The organism is Kribbella sp. NPDC050459 (assembly GCF_040655315.1).
In the GTDB taxonomy this organism is placed as follows: Bacteria; Actinomycetota; Actinomycetes; order Propionibacteriales; family Kribbellaceae; genus Kribbella.
In genome coordinates this window covers 347,542-365,510 of the sequence record NZ_JBFAJQ010000006.1, presented here as the reverse complement: position 1 = coordinate 365,510, position 17,969 = coordinate 347,542, and the positions used below count along the sequence as shown (strand labels likewise).

Sequence of the window (17,969 nt, the reverse complement as noted above, 5' to 3'; positions counted from 1 at the left end):
CCTCCTTCACCATGTCAGCGTGGCTTTGGCCGTCGTGAACGCCTCGGCGTACGGCGCGCGGCACTCCATGCCGCGCAGCCGGGCCAGTCCGGCGAACACCTCTTCGTCGAACCAGTCGTGCGGGACCTGGGACGGGTAGGCCTTGTGCAGCAGCGCCACCTTGTCCCGCAGCTGTTCCTCGGTGAGCTCGACATACAGCCACGGCCGGCCGAAGTCGCCGTCCCACTTGGGGATCTCGTAGTGCAGCACCAGGTGGTTTCGCCACACCGTCGGCGCGAGCTCGGCGATCAGCCGGTGGTCCTGGTGCGCGTCGTGCTTGCCCGGGGCCAGGACCAGGTCCGGCGTGCGGCCCTCCGCGGCCGTTGCCTCAAGCAACTCCTTGGTCTCGTTCCAGTGCGCCGGCAGCCGCCCGTCCGGCAGCCCGGCCGAGGTCACGCTCACCTCGCACTCCGGCAGGAACAGCTCCGCCGCGCGGCGCGCCTCGTCCAGGCGCGCCGGCGTACCGGTCGCGATCACGAACTCGGCGGTCAGCTCCGGCACCGACTCGGCCAGCTTGAGCAGCGTGCCGCCGCAGCCGATCTCGATGTCGTCCGGATGCGCGCCGAGGGCGACCAGGTGGACCGGCCCGTCGATCAGGCCGAGCTGGAACGGGAGCATCAGATCGCCACCACTACCGGACCGTCGGACAGCCCGTCGGACACCTTGTCCAGCACCCGGCCGTGGTGGCCCCGGTTCTCGTGGCTCCACAACGCCCACGGCTTCTTCCCCGACCGGTACAGCTCCTCGAGCTGGCTGCGTTCCTTGAGCGTGTCCATCGGCGCCCAGAACCCGTGGTGCGGGATCGCCTCCAGCTTGCTCATCGCGGCCAGTCGCGGGAACGCGTCGCCGACCAGGTCCTCGTCCTCGTGCAGGACGTCGAAGATGTCCTTCTTGAGCACGAAGTACCCGCCGTTGATCCACGCGTTCAGGTCGGCGGCCGACCGCAGCCCGGTGACCCGGGAGTCGGTGCCGAACTCGACCACGTGGAAGGACGCCTGCGGCGGTACCGCGAGCAGGCTGGCGGTGACGTCGCTGGTCACGACGTGGTCGATGATCTTGTCCATCGGCGCGTCGGTCAGCACGTCGCCGTAGTTGGCCAGGAACACGTCGTCGTCCTCGAGGTACGGCCGGACCCGGCGCAGCCGCTCACCGATGCTGGTGTCGATCCCGGTGTCGACGAAGGTGATCTTCCACTCGCTGATGTCGGAGTCGAGCAGCTCGATGCGCTGGCCGCCCTTGGTCATCACGAAGTCGTTGGAGACCGTCTCCTCGTAGCGCAGGAAGTACTCCTTGACCGCCGAGCCGCCGAAGCCCAGGCAGAGGATGAACTCGGTGTGGCCGAAGTGCGCGTAGTACCGCATCACGTGCCACAGGACCGGCCGGTCGCCGATCGTCATCATCGGTTTCGGTGCGGAGTCGACGCCGCTGCGCATCCGCAGCCCGAACCCTCCGCAGAAGATCACGACCTTCATCAGACTTCCTTCCCCCCAACGGCTTTCAGAGCCCAAAGACGATTCAGAGCACAGTGAGGCGCGGGATCGGGACGACGAACTTCGCGCCCCACTCCCGTGCGTAGCCGAGCTGGTGGACGATCTCCGTGCGCAGGTTCCACGGCAGGATCACGATGTAGTCGGGGCGCGTCTCGGCCAGGCGCTCCGGGGCGAAGATCGGGATGTGCGTGCCGGGCAGGTACATCCCGTGCTTGTGCGGGCTGCGGTCCACCGTGTACGGCAGCAGGTCCTCGCGGATGCCGCAGTGGTTGAGCAGCGTGTTGCCCTTGCCGGGCGCGCCGTAGCCGGCGACGAACTTGCCGTCGCGCTGCGCCTGGATCAGGAACTCGAGCAGGTCGGACTTGATCGTGAAGACCTCGGCGGCGAAGCCCAGGTGCCCCTCGACCGTGTGCAGGCCGGCCTCTTCCTCGTCCATCAGCACCTTGACGACGAGGTCGGACGGTTCGCCCGCGGTCTCGACCGGGGTGCTGAACACCCGCAGCGAGCCGCCGTGGCTGGCCAGTTCCTGGACGTCGACCACCTTCAGACCGGCCGCGGCGAGCGCCGCGGAGGCGGTCTTGAGGGTCAGGTACTGGTAGTGCTCGTGGTAGATCGTGTCGTACTGGCGGTTCTCGATCAGCCGGAGCAGGTGCGGGAACTCCAGCGACACCAGACCGTCGTCCTTCACCAGCGCCCGCAGGCCCTTCGCGAAGTCGACGATGTCCGGGACATGCGCGAACACGTTGTTGCCGACGACCAGGTCCGCCCGCCCGTGCCGCGCGGCGGCGTCCTGGCCGGTGGTCTCGCCGAGGAAGTAGCTCTCGGTGCGGATGCCCTTCTCGTTGGCGACCTTCGCGATGTTCGCGGCCGGCTCGATGCCGAGCACCGGGATACCGAGCGCGACGGCGTGCTGCAGCAGGTAACCGTCGTTGCTGGCGGCCTCGACGATCAGGCTGTTCCCGTCCAGGCCGAGCCGCTCCTGCATGTCGACGACGAACCGGCGCGCGTGCTCGACCCAGCTGGTCGAGTACGACGAGAAGTAGAGGTAGTCGCTGAAGACGTCGTCGGCCGCGACGTACGCCGGGAGCTGCACGAGCAGGCAGTTGTCGCAGATCCGCACGTGCAGCGGGTAGAACGTCTCACCGCTGTCCAGCTGGTCGGCGCGCAGGTAGCTCTCGCACGGCGGTGACATGCCTAGGTCTACGAAAGTCCGAGTCAATCCCTGGCCGCACAGGCGGCACGCGAGCGCGTCCGTCATGACGCCATCTCCTTCGGTCCCGGGAACGGTTCGTCGGTCTGCCGGCGCAACTGGTCGTCGACCAGGCCCGCACCGAGCAGCTGCTGGATGCGGCGCAGCCGGACGAACTGGGCCGAGTTGAAGTCGTCGAGCGTGAGACCGTGCCGCTGGTAGGCGTCGTACAGCTCGTCGACGCCCGTGCGGACCGTCCAGGCGAGCTTCAGGTCCGGGAACGTCTCGTTGAGCTTGCTGAAGTCGACCTTGTAGTTGCGCAGGTCCGGTCCGGCGCCGTCGGCGATCGACAGCGTCGACCCCGGCACGGCCTCGCGGACCATCTCGGCGATGTCGCGGACCTGCACCACGTCCTCGGACCGGCCGACGTTGAAGGCCTCGTCGTGGATCGTCTCCCGCGGCGCCTCGAGCACGGTGGCGAACGCCCGGCTGATGTCCTCGATGTGCACGAGCGGCCGCCACGGGGTGCCGTCGCTCTCCAGCCGGACCTGGCCCGACGTCAGCGCGATCGCGGTCAGATTGTTGACGACGATGTCGAGCCGCAGCCGCGTCGAAGCGCCGTACGCCGTCGCGTTCCGCAGGTACGTCGGGCTGAACGAGTCGTCGGCAAGCTTGGCCAGCTCCTGCTCCGCGAGCGCCTTCGTCTCGCCGTACGGCGTGACCGGGAACATCTCGGCGTCCTCGGCGACCGCCTCCGAGCCCGCGGCGCCGTACAGGCTGCACGAGGACGCGAACAGGAATCGTCCGACACCGGCGTCCTTCGCCGCGCGGGCGAGGTTCAGTGTCCCTTCGAGGTTGACCGAGTACGTGGCGTCGCGGTTCAGGTGGCCGAGCGGGTCGTTCGACAGCGCGGCCAGACACACCACCGCGTCGTACCCCGCCAGCTCCTCCGCCGTCACGTCCCGCATGTCCCGTGGTGCGCGGCCGCCGATCGGCTCCGGCCCGCCCAAGAGGTCGCAGCCCTCGTAGAGGCCGGTGTCCAGCCCGTCCACCTGATGCCCGGCGGCTCGCAGGAACGGCACCATCACCGCTCCGATGTAACCCCGGTCCCCGCTGACCAGAACCCTCATCCGTCGTCCCCTCACCCCAGCACTGGTCTGTCGACCAATACAGATCACCGGGACCGCCCGTTGATACAGGCAAATTTCTTCCGGCGATTTTCTTCGGCCGGTATGTATCAGGACGGCGTCGCGGTCGCTCTCATGGGCGCTGTGGGGACGTGGGCGAAGCCGCGTCGTGAGCCTGTGGGGGGCGTTATGAAGGTGGCCGTTTTCGGCTTGGGGTACGTGGGGTCGGTGACCGCGGCTTGTCTGGCCGCCGCCGGTCACGACGTCTGGGGGGTGGACGTCGACACGGCGAAGGTCGACCCGATCACCCAGGGACACAGCCCGGTCGTCGAACCGGGACTCGACGAGCTGGTCGCGGCCGGCGCCACCTCGGGACGGCTGCACGCCACCACCGATCCCCGGCCGGCGCTCGACGGCGCCGACGTCTCGCTGATCTGTGTCGGCACCCCGTCCACGCAGGCGGGCAGCACCGACCTCACCTACATCAAGCGCGCGGTCCGCGACATCGCCGAGGCCGCGCAGGTCGTGGTCCGGCCGGAGTCCGGTTTCCACACCATCGTCGTCCGCAGCACGGTGCCGCCGGGCACCGTCGACGAGGTGGTCGCCAAGGTGCTCGCCGACGTACCGCCGCCGGAGGGGCTCACCTTCGGTACGGCGATGTGCCCGGAGTTCCTGCGCGAAGGATCCGGCCTGGCGGACTTCTACGAGCCGCCGTTCGTCGTGGTCGGCACCCGCAGCCCGAAGGCCGGTGCCGCTCTGACCGACCTGTTCGCGTTCCTCGGCGCCGAGGTGCAGGTCGTCGACGTGCGGACCGCGGAGGCGCTCAAGTACGCCTGCAACGCGTTCCACGCCACCAAGGTCTCGTTCGCCAACGAGATGGGCCGGATCTTCCGGCACTTCGGCGTCGACTCGCGCGAGGTGATGAAGATCTTCGTGCAGGACACCAGCCTGAACATCTCGCCGTACTACCTGAAGCCCGGTTTCGCGTTCGGCGGCTCGTGCCTGCCGAAGGACCTGCGCTCGGTGCTGCACCTGGCGCGCACCCACGACACCGAGCTGCCGCTGCTGGCCGGCGCGCTCGCCACCAACGAACGCAGCGTCCGCGACGTCGTCGACCGGGTGATCGCCGGGCCCGGCCGCGAGATCGCGCTGCTCGGCCTGAGCTTCAAGCACGCCACCGACGACCTGCGCGAGAGCCCGAACGTCGAGCTCGCCGAACGGCTGATCGGCAAGGGCTACAACCTGCGGATCTATGACGCAATCGTGAACCCGACCCGCCTGGTCGGAGCGAACCTGCGCCACGTCCGCAGCAAACTGCCGCATCTGCAACGTGTGCTCACCGACGACCCGAACGCCGCGCTCAGCGGCGCCGACCTGGCGATCGTCTCGGCCACCGACACCGGCGCGATCAACGCGCTGCTCGCGGCGCCACCGCCCCGCATCATCGACCTGAGCGGCCGGCTCGGCGCCGATGTCGAGGCACTGCACGGATACGAAGGAGTGGGCTGGTGAGCCGTCCGCGCGTGCTGATCATCATCCAGAACCTCTGGGTGCCGTTCGACCGCCGCGTCTGGCTGGAGTGCCAGGCGCTGGTGGCGGCCGGGTACGACGTCACGGTCGTCTGCCCGAAGGGGCCGGGCGATCCGTCGTACGACGTCATCGACGGTGTGACCGCGCACAAGTACAAGGCGTACGCGCCGGGCGGCAGCAAGATCAGCTTCGTCTGGGAGTACGCGTATTCGTTCCTGCTGACGCTGCGCCTGGTCTTCCGGGCCCGCAAGGCCGGGCGGTTCGACGTGCTGCAGGCGTGCAACCCGCCGGACATCTTCTGGCCGATCGCGATGCTGCTGCGCCGGCTCGACGGGACCAAGTTCGTCTTCGACCACCACGACCTGTGCCCGGAGCTGTTCCAGTCCCGGTTCGGCGGTACGTCGAGCCTGCCGTACAAGGGCCTGCGGTTCCTCGAGCGGACCACGCACCGCCGGGCCGACCACGTGATCTCGACGAACGACTCGTACCGGCGGATCGCGATCACCCGCAGCGGCAAGGCGAACCACGACGTGACCGTGGTCCGCACCGGGCCGGACCCGGACAAACTGCTCCGCGGCGCAGCGGACGAGTCGCTGCGCCGCGGTCACCGCCACCTGGTCACCTACATCGGCGTGATGGGCCCGCAGGACGGCGTCGACATCGTCGTCCGGGCCGCGGACCACATCGTCAACACGCTCGGCCGCACCGACGTCGCGTTCACGCTGATGGGCGGCGGCGACTCGTTCGACGACGTGGTCGCGCTGCGCGACGAGCTCGGGCTCGCCGAGCACGTCGAGTTCACCGGACGGGTGCCGGACGAGACCGTGCGCGCGGTGATGTCGACCGCGGACCTCGGCCTGTCGCCGGACCCGAAGAACCCGCTCAACGACGTGTCGACGATGAACAAGACCATGGAGTACATGGCGTTCGAGCTCCCGGTCGTCGCCTTCGACCTGGTCGAGACCAAGGTCTCCGCCGCGGACGCCGCGGTGTACGTCGAGCCGAACGACGTGGCGCAGTACGGCGACGCGATCGTCGAACTGCTCGACGACCAGGTCCGCCGCCGCCGGATGGCGAAACTCGGCCGCGAACGGGTCGAGCGGGTGCTCGCGTGGCGGCACCAGCAGAAGGCGTACCTCGGGGTGTACGACCAGCTCACCGGACACGTCAGCCGGCTCGCCGACGTCACCGGCATCAAGAACGCCGCGGGGTCCTGAGGTGTGCGGCATCGCCGGCTGCTACCAGCAGCGCGACGGCTTCGCGCTCGCGGCAGCGATGAGCGACCGGATCGCGCATCGCGGGCCGGACGCACACCAGATCTACCGGTTCGAACAGACCGATGTGAACGCCCACCTGGCGCACCGCCGGCTGTCGATCATCGACCTGTCCTCGGCCGCGGACCAGCCGTTCAGCAAGCAGGGCCTGACGATCTGCTACAACGGCGAGCTCTACAACTACCAGGAACTGCGCGCCGAACTCTCGAAGGCCGGCGTGCACTTCCGCACCCACGGCGACACCGAGGTCGTGCTGGAGGCGTGGCGCCGCTGGGGCCCGGACGCGCTCAGGCGTTTCCGGGGCATGTTCGCGTTCGCGATGCTGGACGAGGACAGCGGCAGCCTGTTCCTGGCCCGCGACCCGCTCGGCATCAAGCCGCTGTACTTCCTGCGTCGCCAGGGCGGCGTGATCTTCGCGTCCGAGCTGAAGGCCCTGGTCACCGCCGTCGGCTCCGAGCTGCGCACCGAGCCGGGCGCGCTGATCGCGTCGATGCTCTACTACTGGCTGCCCGAGCAGCGCTGCGCGATCGACGGTGTGGAGAAGCTGCCGCCCGGCTCGTGGGCGGAGTTCCGGCCGGACGGCAGCAGCCGGGAGGCGACGTACTGGCGGGTGACCGAGGTCGCGACCGAGGCCGCGGCCGGTCCGCGGGCCGACCTGCGCCAGGTCATCGAGGAGTCCGTGGCCGCGCACCTGGTGGCCGACGTGCCGGTGTCGACGTTCCTGAGCGGCGGCCTGGACTCCAGCCTGGTCACGGTGCTGGCGAAGCGGATGGACCCCGGCGTCGACTCGTACACGATCACGTTCCGCGCGCAGGACCAGAAACTCGAGGCGATGCCGGACGACGCGGTCTACGCGCGCAAGCTGGCGCAGCAGTTCGGGATCGACCTGCACGAGATCGAGATCGCGCCCGACGTCGTCGACCTGCTGCCGCGGATCGTCGACATCCTCGACGAGCCGATCGGCGACCCGGCGGCGATCAACACGCTGCTGATGTGCGACACCGCGCGGGACGCGGGCGTGAAGGTGCTGCTGTCCGGGATGGGCGCCGACGAGTTGTTCGGTGGCTACCGCAAGCACCTCGCGTGCGTGATGGGAGCGCAGTACCAACGACTGCCCCGCGCTCTGCGCAACGGTCTGGTCGGGCCGGCGGTACGCCGCCTCCCGGTGACCGTGAACGGGCGCGGACTGCGCTACGCACGCTGGGCGAAACGGTTCGAGACCTTCGCGAACCTGCCCGAGGAGACCGCGTTCCGCCGCAGCTACACCATGTACGACGGCGACCAGCTGGCCGGCCTGCTCAGCCCGGACCTCGAGCCGTACGTCGGGAAGCTGCTCGCCGAGCACAGCGACATCTACCACGACACCACGCTCGACGACCACGTGAACCGGATGTGCCTCGCGGACTCGCGGCTGTTCCTGCCGGGGCTGAACCTGGCCTACACGGACCGGGCCAGCATGGCGGCGTCGACCGAGGTGCGGACGCCGTTCGTGGACCCGGTCGTGGCGCGTGCGGCGTTCTCGATCCCGGGCGCCGAGAAGATCCACCGCCGGGTCGGCAAGCTGGCGCTGAAGAAGGCGGCCGAAGACTGGTTGCCGAAGGAGATCATCTACCGGCCGAAGGCGTCGTTCAGCGCGCCGCTGCGGGCGTGGGTGCGGAACGACCTGCGCGAACTGGTGGACGACGTGCTGCTGCGCGGGGAGCTGGTCGGGAGCGGGTTCTTGCGGCAGGCCGCCGTACAGAAGCTGGTCGACGACGAGCGGGCCGGGCGCGAGGACTACTCCAAGCAGATCTGGCAGTTGCTGACGCTGGAGACCTGGACCCGGAACATGCGGTCCCTCGGCGTCACGATCACCTCCCTCTGACTTTCGCGAAGGACGGATATGAAGCAGGTTGCGCAGAACTACAAGTCCGGTGAGCTGGCGGTTCTCGACGTACCGCCGCCGGGCTGTGCGCCGGGCGGGGTGCTGGTCCGTTCGCTGTACTCGCTGATCTCCACCGGGACCGAGCTGATGAAGGTCGGCGAGGCGAAGCTGTCGCTGGTCGGCAAGGCGAAGGCCCGGCCGGACCAGGTCCGCAAGGTGCTGGACACCGTTGCGCAGCAAGGTGTGATGAGCACCTACAAGAAGGTCATGAACAAGCTCGACTCGTACACGCCGCTCGGGTACTCGCTGTGCGGTGTCGTGGTCGAGGTGGGCGCCGGCGCCGAGGAGTTCAGCGTCGGCCAGCTGGTCGCGGCGGCGGGGAACGAGTACGCGCTGCACGCGGAGTACAACTGGGTGCCGGTGAACCTCTGCGTGCCGGTGCCGGACGGGGTGCCGCCCGAGCAGGCCGCGTTCTCGACCGTCGGCGCGATCGCGATGCAGGGCGTGCGGCAGGCCGAGGTACAGCTCGGTGACACGGCGGTGGTGATCGGGCTCGGGCTCGTCGGGCAGCTCGTCGTACGGCTGCTGGTCGCGGCCGGGGTGCGGGTGTTCGGCATCGACACGGTCGCGGACCGCTGCCGGATGGCGGAGAAGGCCGGGGCGTTGCACTGCTCGTCGCCCGACGAGGCGGGAGTGGCGTCGCTCGAGCGCGCTCTGCTGGAGGCCTCGAACGGCCTGGGCGCCGACCACATCCTGCTGGCCGCCGGCGGTCACTCGAACGGCCCGGTGGAGACCGCGGCGCGCCTGGCCCGCGATCGCGCCCGCGTCGTCGACATCGGCAAGACCAAGCTGGACCTGCCGTGGAACGCGTACTACGACAAGGAGCTGGACGTCCGGTTCTCCCGCTCGTACGGCCCGGGCCGGTACGACGACCGCTACGAGCTGCAGGGCATCGACTACCCGGCCGGCTACGTCCGCTGGACCGAACGCCGCAACCTCGAGTGCTTCGTCGACCTGATCGCCCGCGAACAGATCGACGTGGCGTCCCTGATCGCCAACACCTTCCCGATCGCGGACGCCACGGACGTCTACTCAAAACTGAGCACAGGCGGGTACCCAGGCGTGGGTTTCCTCTTCGAGTACCCAAAGGAAGATCTGGCGACCGACAGCCACCCGGGAACCGCCGCGACCACCAATTCCAGGAGTGTCGCGCCCTCCGCCGGCGCCGTACGCATCGGATTCGTGGGCGCCGGAAACTACGCATCGAGCATGCTCCTGCCGCACCTGCAGAAGAACGAGCACGCCGTCTTGGCCCGAGTAGCCACCAACAAATCCCTGTCCGCCGCCAACGCCCAGCGGAGGTTCGGCTTCGAAGCGCTCTCCACCGACGCCAACGAAGTACTGTCGGACGAGAGCCTCGACGCCGTCTTCGTGGTGACCCGCCACAGCTCCCACGCCGACCTGGCCTGCCGCGCCCTGGAAACCGGCAAAGCAGTCTTCGTCGAGAAGCCGCTCGCGCTCACCGACGAGGAGCTCGACCGGATCGTCGCCACAGTGGATGCCACCGGCAACGACCGCCTGATGGTCGGCTTCAACCGCCGGTTCGCCCCGCTGCTCACCGACCTCAAGGACCGTTTCGGTGACCCCGGCGGCGCGTTCTCGCTCCGCTATTTGGTGAACGCCGGCAAGCTCGACTCCACCAGCTGGTACCTCGACGCCGGCAAGGAAGGCAGCCGGTTCGCGGGCGAAGGCGGGCACTTCGTCGACACCCTGACCTGGTGGCTGAACAGCCTCCCGACCGAGGTGTACGCCGTCCCCGGCCCGGACGCCGGCGACGTCGTCGTCACGCTCCGGTTCGCGAACGGCTCGGTCGCCACGATCAGCTACGTCGGCGGCGGCACCGCGCGCTTCCCGAAGGAGACCATCGACATCACCGGCGGCGGCCGCAACGCCCGGTTCGACAACTTCCAGAGCGCGTCGGTGTGGACCGGGCGCAAACCGTCCACCCGCAAGTCCCGCAGTACCGACAAGGGCCAGCGGATCGAGCTCGAGCGCTTCGTCGCCGCGGTGAAGTCCGGCGGCCCGATGCCCATCCCGTTCGACGCCCTGGTCGCCACCACCCGCGCGACGATCGCCGTCGACCGCAGCCTGGCCAGCGGCCGGCCGGAAAAACTGTGAGCCGCCAGCCCTTGGGCTGGTACGTCCGCCGCCTCCGCCGGATGTCCCCCACCGAACTCATCTGGCGCACCCGCGATGCCGGACGCCGTTCTGCCTGGGCCTACCAGCAGGTCAGGCCCGGGCAGGACGGAAACCTGAACCTCCCGCTCCGCAAGCACCTCACGTTCGGCGCGACGGTCCCGTCGCGCACCGACGTACCGGAGGACGCCCGCAAGGCGGTGATCGCCCAGGCCGACGCGATCCTGGCCGGGAACCTCGAGGTCCTCGGTGTCGACCGCACGGATCTGCGCGCACCGGACTGGTTCCGCGACCCGACCACGGGCCGCCGGTCCGACCCGGCGCAGTACGTCTTCAAGCTGAACCACCGCAACGAGCAGGCGGTCGGCAACATCAAGCAGGTGTGGGAGCTGTCCCGCCACCATCACCTGACCCAGCTGGCCGCCGCCTGGTACCTGACCCATGACGACCGGTACGCCGAACGCGTCGCCGACCACCTGAACGACTGGTGGCGCTCCAACCCGTTCCTGTCCGGCGTGCACTGGGCAAGCGGTATCGAGATCGGCCTGCGGCTGATCAGCTGGACGTGGGTCCGCCGGCTGCTGAACGACTGGTCCGAGGTCACCGACCTGTTCGAGCACAACGAGCTGGCGCTGCAGCAGATCTACTGGCACCAGCGCTACCTCGCCGCGTTCCGCAGCCATGGCTCGTCGGCGAACAACCATGTGATCGCCGAGGCGGCCGGACAGCTCGTCGGCGCCTGTGCGTTTCCCTGGTTCAGCAAGAGCGACCGCTGGCGCACGGACGCGGCAGCCCTGCTGGAGAAGGAACTCGACGCCAACACGTTCCCCTCCGGTGTGAACCGCGAGCTGGCCACCGACTACCACCGTTTCGTGTCGGAGCTCGGTCTGTACGCCGCGGTGGAAGCAGAAGCCTCCGGACACCCGCTCAGCGCGCAGACGTGGGCGCTGCTGACCCGCACGGTCGATGTGGCCGCAGCAATCGTCGACACGACCCTGCGCCCGCCACGCCAAGGTGACGACGACGAGGGCATGGTCCTGGTCCTCGACCCACCAGATGCCAGCAACTGGTCGGCCTACCTCTCGCTGAGTGCTGCAGTGGTCGGCAGGGCACCCTGGTGGCCCGACAGCGAGCCCACGGCGACGTCCGTCATCGTCGGCTCGCTGATCAGCAAGAAGCAGCAGAACCGCCCTGCAGAGCGACCGGACTGCTTCCGCGACGCCGGCCTGGTCATTCTGCGCAGCCTGGATACTGGTCCGGAGATCTGGTGCCGCGCGGATACCGGTCCGCATGGCTTCCTCTCCATCGCCGCGCACGCCCACTCCGACGCCCTCTCCCTCGAGGTGCGCGTCGACGGCGTCGACGTCCTCGCCGACCCCGGCACGTACTGCTACCACGGCGAGCCGGAGTGGCGGGACTACTTCCGCTCCACCATCGCCCACAACACTGTCGAGGTAGCCGGCACCGAGCAGTCCACCTGGGGCGGCCCGTTCCTCTGGCTGCGCGGCGCGACCGGCGTACTCCGTCGGTACGACGGGAACGCCTGGGAGGCCGAGCACGACGGCTACGCGCCCGTGACGCACCGGCGTACCGCCGTACTGGAGCAGGGCGTGCTGCGCGTGCAGGACCACCTCGACGCGCCCGCCGACGTACGGATCGCATGGCACCTGGGGCCGGAAGTCGATTTCGACGAGCCGACCGGACAACTGACGTGGTCCACGGGCTCAGCGGTCGTCGAACTGCCGGCCGGGCTGACCTGGACAGCGCACCGCGGCGACGACAACCCGTTGCTGGGCTGGTACTCACCGCGCTTCGGCCACAAGGTCCCGAGCACCACTCTGATCGGCACCGGCACCTCGAACCCCGACTCGCCCGCAACCACCATCTTCCGCTTCCGCACCTGAGGTGTATCAGCGCCGCGGTCCGCCCCTCTATTACTCCGTACCGATGGACGTTCGCTTGGAGGGGGCCTGTGAGCGCACAGCAGCTGGACGTGAAGAAATCGTGGCGGGCCATCAGGCGCAGCCGCCTGCTGGTGGCCGCCGCGGCCGCTGTCGGCCTGCTGGGCGGGATCGGCTACGCCTTCCTGCAGCCGCCGATGTACAACGCCTCGGCACTGATCGTGCTCCCGCCGCCGCCGGCGTCCGCCGCCGGCTCGGCCACGGGGGCGCAGAGCATCGACACGCAGGTCTACATCGCCGAGAGCGGACCAGTACTGCTGAGCGCCGGCCAGAACGTCACGCCGACGCTGTCGACCGAGGCCACCCGGGCCCGCGTCAAGGCGACCGCCGTCACCGAGGACGTTATCCGGATCGACGCGAAGGGTCCGTCGGCCAAGCAGGCGACCGGGCTGGCCAACGCGGTCGCACAGGTCTACCTGGTGTTCATCACGACCGACCAGAAGCTGCCCGGCGACCTCGGCAAGCGCACCGGTGCCCGGATCCTGGAAGAGGCGGTCAACGCGCACGGCGGCAGCATGATCGTCCACACCGGTATCTACGGCGGCCTGGGCGCACTGCTCGGCGCGATCGCCGGAGCCGTCATCGTGCTGGCCCGGGAGCGTGGCGACCGCCGGCTCCGGCTGCGGGACGAGATCTCCGACGCCGTCGGCCTTCCGGTGCTCGCCTCCGTGTCGTCGTACCGGGCGACCGATCCGTCCGACTGGGCGAACCTGCTCGAGCACTACACGCCGACCGCGGTCGACGCGTGGGCACTGCGCAAGGTGCTGCACAACCTCGCACTCGACGTGAAGGGCGGGCAGCAGGTCTCGCTGACCGTGATCTCGTTCGCGGACGACGACAAGGCCCGCCCGCTCGGTCCGCAGCTGGCCGCGTTCGCCGGCACTGTCGGGATCTCCAGCTCGCTGGTGATCGACCAGCACCACGACAAGCCGTCCGGTGAGGTCGCGCTGGAGATCCACCTGGTCCTGGTCGACCGCGAAGCACCGCACCTGGACGGCACCGAGCGGACCACCCGCACGATCATCGCGCTCTCGGCGGGCACCGTGACCGCCGAGGAACTGGCCCGGCTGGCCGTCGCCACGGTCGCCGACGACCGTGCCATCGACGGCCTCGTGGTCACCGATCCCGATCCGTTCGACCGCACCATCGGCCGGGTCGCGCAGGCGCAACGCCGCACCGGTTCGCGGCTACCCACGCTTCTCACCGGCACGGCAAGGCGGACCCGATGACGAACCAGCAGTTCTCCGAGTCGCAGAACGGCATCAGCACCGGCTGGATGGACGACAACGACAGGCTGTTCGCCGACGACCGCTCGGCGGCGTACCCGCCGGACAGTCTGGTCACAGTGCGGTTCCTGCGCGACGCCGTGGTCCGGCATGCCCGGATCTGGCTGGCGCTGGCGATCCTCGGCTTCGCCGGCGGCCTGGCGACGTACTTCGCGTTCCCGGCCCCGCACCAGGCGTCGGCCCGGATGCTGATCACCACCCGCGAGGGCGACGACCCGGTCAAGGCGATGGCGACCGAGATCAGCCTGGCCACCAGCCGGACCGTGGCCGAGCGGGTGATCGCGCTGCTGCAGCTGCCCCAGAAGCCGGACGACCTGCTCGCCGAGTACTCCGCGACCAAGCTCACCGACCGGGTGCTGGAGATCAAGGCGTCGGCGACGACCGACGAGCAGGCCACCAAGCTGGCCACGACGGTCGGCCAGACCTACCTGATCTTCCGCCGCGAGCAGCTCGGTCTGGACGAGGCCCCGCTGAAGAAGGACCTGACCGCGGCGTCGAACGAGGTGGCGCTGGCCCGGCAGGCAGTGGTTGCCGCGGGCGACAACCCCAACGATCCGGACAACCCGAACAGCCCGGAGATGGCCAAGCTGAACGCCGCCGCGGACAAGTACCGTTTTGTCCAGCAGCAGCTGCTGGACCAGAACGTCCGGGCGTCGAAGATGAATGCCAGCCGGATGCTCGACGAGCCCTCGCCGGTGATCGTGTCGGCGAAGCGGGCGCTGGCGCTCAAGGCCGGGACCGGCCTGATCGCGGGCCTGTTCGTCGGGCTCGGCTTCGTCATCATCCGGGCGCTGATCTCGGACCGGTTGTGGAAGCGGCAGGACATCTCGAACGCGCTCGGCGCCCGCGTGCGGCTCAGCACGGGCCGTCCGCCGCGCTCGTGGCTGCCGCTCCGCCGCGTGCTGCGGTCGTCGCAGTCGCGGCATCCGGAGATCCGGCTGCTGTCGCAGCACCTCGGCCAGCGCATCATCTGGTCGAAGCGGCCGACCCCCGCGCTCGCGGTGGTCAGTGTCGACGACGTACCCGCCTGTGCGCTGGCCGTCGCGTCGCTGGCGGTCGCGCTCGCCGACGAGGGTAAGCACGTGCTGGTCGCCGACCTGACGGGTACCGGTGCGCTCGCCCGCAAGCTCGGGGTGAACGAGGTCGGGACGCGGGAGTCGCGGTTCAGCGACGCCGGCCGGCGGATCGACGTCTACCTGCCGGACCCGGAGGGTCTGCCGGCCGACGGCTGCTACCTGCGGCTCGGCGAGAACAACCGGCCGAGCGGTTCGGGTGACGTCCAGCTCGACGCGGCCTGGGACGTCGCCGACCTGGTCCTGACCCTGGCCGTTCTGTCGCCGGCGATCGGCGCCGATCACCTCGCCGGCTGGGCCTCCCGGGCCGCGGTCGTGGTGACCGCCGGCCGGTCCAGTGCGGCCAAGGTCCGGGCGACCGGCGAGATGCTGCGGCTGGCCGGGCTGGAGATCGACACCGCGGTCGTGCTTCACGCCGACCGCACCGACGAGGGCGTCGGCGTCACGGACGCGGAGGCGTCCACCACGACCGTCGACCTCGAGATGTTCGCGCGATGACCGCCGTCGCCACGATCCGGAGCCGGCTGGGGCCCAAACCGGGCTTCCGGCCGGTCGCGCCCGAACGCCGCCGGCGGCGCCGGGTCCAGCTGGTCTGGGCGATGCTCGTGCTGAACGTGCTGACGTTCTTCCCGGACTCGCGGCTCATCCTGCCGATCCCCGGCCCGATCGGGAAGCTGATCGCCCAGGGCTCGCTGCTCCTCGGCGCGCTGCTGATCCTCACCGTCAACCGGCCGGCCCGGGTCCGGCCCAGCGTCTACATCTTCCTCGCCACGCTCCTGGTGAGCGAGGCGGTCATCTCCAGCCTCCGCGCCGAGTTCCTGCTCGGTGCGATGTACCGGTCCGCGCGGCTGTTCCTGTTCGTCGCGGTGCTGTGGATGCTGTCGCCGTGGTGGACCCGCAAGGACCTGCTGCTGGTGCGGACGCATCTCATGGTCCTGTGGTGCATCGTCGGCTCCGTCGCGGTCGGTCTGCTGGTGGCACCCGGGACCGCGATGGCCGACGAGCGGCTGGCCGGCATCCTGTGGCCGATCCCGCCGACTCAGGCGGGTCACTACTCGGCCATGGCGATCGGGCTGACCGCGGTGCTGTGGATGGCCGGACTGCTCAAACGCTACGTCGCCCTGGCCAGTGTGGTCGTCTGCGTGCCGATCCTGCTGCTGACCCACACGCGGACAGCCTTGGTCGCCTTGCTCGCGGGCGCGGTGGTCGCGGGGCTGAGCCTGTTCACGTACCGCTCCCGGGTCCGTAAGTCGTTCGCGATCGCGATCGGTGTCTTCTCCGTCGGTGCGCTGTCGCTGGGTTCGGTGGTCACCACGTGGCTGGCCCGTGGCCAGGACGCGGACCAGGTCGCCGCGCTGACCGGACGGCGCGCGGTATGGGACTCGATCATCGCGCAGCCGCGGTCGACGTGGCAGACACTGTTCGGCTTCGGACTGTCCAACAAGTCGTTCAACGGCCTGCCCATCGACAGCAACTGGCTCGGTACCTATTACGACGTCGGCCTGCTCGGTATGGCGTTCTGTATCGCGATGGTGCTGTTCGTCTTCATCAGCGCGTGGTTCACGCCGCAGGGCCCACGACGGGCGCTCGCACTCTTCCTGGTCGCGTACTGCGTGGTGGCGTCGTTCACCGAGACCGGTCTGAGCGAGGCGTCGCCGTACCTGCTCGAGCTCACGCTGGCAGCGACCTTGGTGTACTCACGACCGCCGGAGCAGGAGGGTGTGCGATGAAGATCCTGCTGGTGCACAACAGGTACCGGTCGACCGCTCCGAGCGGTGAGAACCGGGTCGTCGACCAGGAGCACGAAGCCCTCGCGGAGCTGGGTCACGAAGTGCGTGTCTTCGAACGGCACAGCGACGAGATCGAGGACTGGCCGGCCTGGAAGAAGGCCACCCTGCCTGCCCGGGTGGTGTGGAACCCGGCCAGCAAACGCGACCTGGCCGAGACGCTGCGTCAGTTCCGGCCGGACGTCGTACACGTCCACAACACGTTCCCGGTGCTCAGCCCGTCGGTACTGTATGCCTGCCGCGACGCCAAGGTGCCCGTGGTCATCACACTGCACAACTACAAGCTGCTATGTGCGAGCGGTGACTTCTACCGCGACGGCGCGGTCTGCCACGACTGTGCCGGCGGCAGTCCGATCCCGGCCGTCAAGCACAGCTGCTACCGCGGCTCCAAGCTCGCCACCGCGACCACGGTCCTCAACACCAGGTCCCATCGGCGGACGTGGCGCAACCTCGTTTCGGCGTACCTGTTCGTGTCGGAGTCGCAGCGCAGGCTGCTGGCCGGCATGGACTTCGACCCGGACCGCAGCTTCGTCCGCTACAACTACGTCCCGTACGACGGTCCGCTCGCGGCGACGCCCCGGCGCCAGGTCACGTACGTCGGGCGGCTGGACGCGGCCAAGGGCGCGCCACTGCTCATGAAGGGCTGGGACGCGTACCGCGAGATCGCCGGCGACGACGCGCTGCGGCTGGTGATCGCCGGCGGCGGCCCGATGCTCGACGAGGTCACCGCGTGGGCGGCCGAGCGGCCCTCGGTCGAACTGCGCGGTCTGATGACCAAGCCCGAGGTCTTCGCGCTGATCCGCGAATCCCGCGCGGTCGTGCTGCCGTCGGAGTGGGAAGAGACGTTCGGGCTCGTGGTCGTGGAGGCGATGGCGGTCGGCGTACCGCTGCTCGCCGCCTCCCACGGCTCGTTCCCGGAGCTCGTCACCGACGGGACCGACGGCGCGTTGTTCGACCCGGGGCGTCCGGACGAGCTCGCGAAGCTGCTCCTCGACGTCGACACCGCCCCCGACAGGTACGTCGAGCTCGGCCGGGGGGCGCGCACGACGTACGAGGCCAAGCACGACCCGCACCGCAACCTCACGCAACTCCTGGACGTGTACCGCTTTGCCGTGGCGAACCCCGTCCACGCCGACCAGCACGGTAAGTAGAA

The 17,969-nt window shown here is 69.5% G+C and carries 13 protein-coding genes; 9 read left to right on the top strand and 4 right to left on the bottom strand.

The window, feature by feature from the left end:
- Positions 1-6 precede the first annotated feature (6 nt).
- Genes AB0I12_RS22705 through AB0I12_RS22690 form a run of 4 tightly spaced genes read right to left on the bottom strand, consistent with a single transcriptional unit; the run spans position 7 to position 3,848 of the window.
- Positions 7-657: a PIG-L family deacetylase gene (locus AB0I12_RS22705; protein WP_359933021.1), complete on the bottom strand. Its 651-nt coding sequence runs from the start codon at positions 655-657 to the stop codon at positions 7-9.
- Positions 657-1,511 (bottom strand): sugar phosphate nucleotidyltransferase, encoded by an 855-nt coding sequence (locus AB0I12_RS22700; RefSeq protein WP_355688486.1) that lies wholly within the window; start codon positions 1,509-1,511, stop codon positions 657-659. Before AB0I12_RS22700 ends, AB0I12_RS22705 begins: the two co-directional genes overlap by 1 nt.
- A gap of 43 nt (positions 1,512-1,554) precedes the next feature.
- A complete protein-coding gene (locus tag AB0I12_RS22695) occupies positions 1,555-2,787 on the bottom strand; it encodes a class I SAM-dependent methyltransferase (RefSeq protein ID WP_359933017.1) in 1,233 nt (410 codons plus the stop codon).
- The gene (locus tag AB0I12_RS22690) at positions 2,784-3,848 is read right to left on the bottom strand and encodes an SDR family oxidoreductase (RefSeq protein ID WP_359933014.1); all 1,065 of its coding nucleotides are present in this window, start codon (positions 3,846-3,848) and stop codon (positions 2,784-2,786) included. The genes AB0I12_RS22695 and AB0I12_RS22690 overlap by 4 nt, the downstream gene beginning before the upstream one ends.
- A 186-nt stretch (positions 3,849-4,034) precedes the next feature.
- Between AB0I12_RS22690 and AB0I12_RS22685 the strand changes: the two genes are divergently transcribed.
- The 9 genes from AB0I12_RS22685 to AB0I12_RS22645 all read left to right on the top strand — a co-directional run bounded on the left by AB0I12_RS22685 (position 4,035) and on the right by AB0I12_RS22645 (position 17,967).
- A complete protein-coding gene (locus AB0I12_RS22685; RefSeq protein ID WP_359933011.1) occupies positions 4,035-5,357 on the top strand; it encodes a UDP-glucose/GDP-mannose dehydrogenase family protein in 1,323 nt (440 codons plus the stop codon).
- Positions 5,354-6,592 carry a glycosyltransferase family 4 protein gene (locus AB0I12_RS22680; protein ID WP_359933008.1) on the top strand — a complete coding sequence of 413 codons (1,239 nt, stop codon included), beginning with the start codon at positions 5,354-5,356 and terminating at the stop codon, positions 6,590-6,592. The genes AB0I12_RS22685 and AB0I12_RS22680 overlap by 4 nt, the downstream gene beginning before the upstream one ends.
- A 1-nt stretch (position 6,593) precedes the next feature.
- Entirely contained in the window at positions 6,594-8,513 is a 1,920-nt protein-coding gene (asnB, locus tag AB0I12_RS22675; protein WP_359933005.1) for an asparagine synthase (glutamine-hydrolyzing), read from the top strand.
- 18 nt (positions 8,514-8,531) lie between these two features.
- Complete coding sequence (locus tag AB0I12_RS22670) at positions 8,532-10,691, top strand: bi-domain-containing oxidoreductase (protein WP_359933002.1); 2,160 nt, start codon at positions 8,532-8,534, stop codon at positions 10,689-10,691.
- Positions 10,688-12,613, top strand: a complete 1,926-nt coding sequence (locus AB0I12_RS22665; RefSeq protein WP_359932999.1) for an alginate lyase family protein — start codon at positions 10,688-10,690, stop codon at positions 12,611-12,613. The genes AB0I12_RS22670 and AB0I12_RS22665 overlap by 4 nt, the downstream gene beginning before the upstream one ends.
- 68 nt (positions 12,614-12,681) lie before the next feature.
- Entirely contained in the window at positions 12,682-13,899 is a 1,218-nt protein-coding gene (locus tag AB0I12_RS22660; protein ID WP_359932996.1) for a Wzz/FepE/Etk N-terminal domain-containing protein, read from the top strand.
- Positions 13,896-15,527 (top strand): hypothetical protein, encoded by a 1,632-nt coding sequence (locus tag AB0I12_RS22655; protein WP_359932993.1) that lies wholly within the window; start codon positions 13,896-13,898, stop codon positions 15,525-15,527. The genes AB0I12_RS22660 and AB0I12_RS22655 overlap by 4 nt, the downstream gene beginning before the upstream one ends.
- Positions 15,524-16,759 (top strand): hypothetical protein, encoded by a 1,236-nt coding sequence (locus AB0I12_RS22650; protein WP_359932990.1) that lies wholly within the window; start codon positions 15,524-15,526, stop codon positions 16,757-16,759. Before AB0I12_RS22655 ends, AB0I12_RS22650 begins: the two co-directional genes overlap by 4 nt.
- Positions 16,756-17,967 (top strand): glycosyltransferase, encoded by a 1,212-nt coding sequence (locus tag AB0I12_RS22645; RefSeq protein ID WP_359932987.1) that lies wholly within the window; start codon positions 16,756-16,758, stop codon positions 17,965-17,967. The genes AB0I12_RS22650 and AB0I12_RS22645 overlap by 4 nt, the downstream gene beginning before the upstream one ends.
- Positions 17,968-17,969 lie beyond the last annotated feature (2 nt).

What these genes read in the sequence shown, in the direction of transcription:
- AB0I12_RS22705 (WP_359933021.1), bottom strand. Translation starts at nt 657, where the DNA reads ATGCTCCCGTTCCAGCTCGGCCTGATCGACGGGCCGGTCCACCTGGTC.
- AB0I12_RS22700 (WP_355688486.1), bottom strand. Translation starts at nt 1,511, where the DNA reads ATGAAGGTCGTGATCTTCTGCGGAGGGTTCGGGCTGCGGATGCGCAGC.
- AB0I12_RS22695 (WP_359933017.1), bottom strand. Translation starts at nt 2,787, where the DNA reads ATGACGGACGCGCTCGCGTGCCGCCTGTGCGGCCAGGGATTGACTCGG.
- AB0I12_RS22690 (WP_359933014.1), bottom strand. Translation starts at nt 3,848, where the DNA reads ATGAGGGTTCTGGTCAGCGGGGACCGGGGTTACATCGGAGCGGTGATG.
- AB0I12_RS22685 (WP_359933011.1), top strand. Translation starts at nt 4,035, where the DNA reads ATGAAGGTGGCCGTTTTCGGCTTGGGGTACGTGGGGTCGGTGACCGCG.
- AB0I12_RS22670 (WP_359933002.1), top strand. Translation starts at nt 8,532, where the DNA reads ATGAAGCAGGTTGCGCAGAACTACAAGTCCGGTGAGCTGGCGGTTCTC.
- AB0I12_RS22655 (WP_359932993.1), top strand. Translation starts at nt 13,896, where the DNA reads ATGACGAACCAGCAGTTCTCCGAGTCGCAGAACGGCATCAGCACCGGC.
- AB0I12_RS22650 (WP_359932990.1), top strand. Translation starts at nt 15,524, where the DNA reads ATGACCGCCGTCGCCACGATCCGGAGCCGGCTGGGGCCCAAACCGGGC.
- AB0I12_RS22645 (WP_359932987.1), top strand. Translation starts at nt 16,756, where the DNA reads ATGAAGATCCTGCTGGTGCACAACAGGTACCGGTCGACCGCTCCGAGC.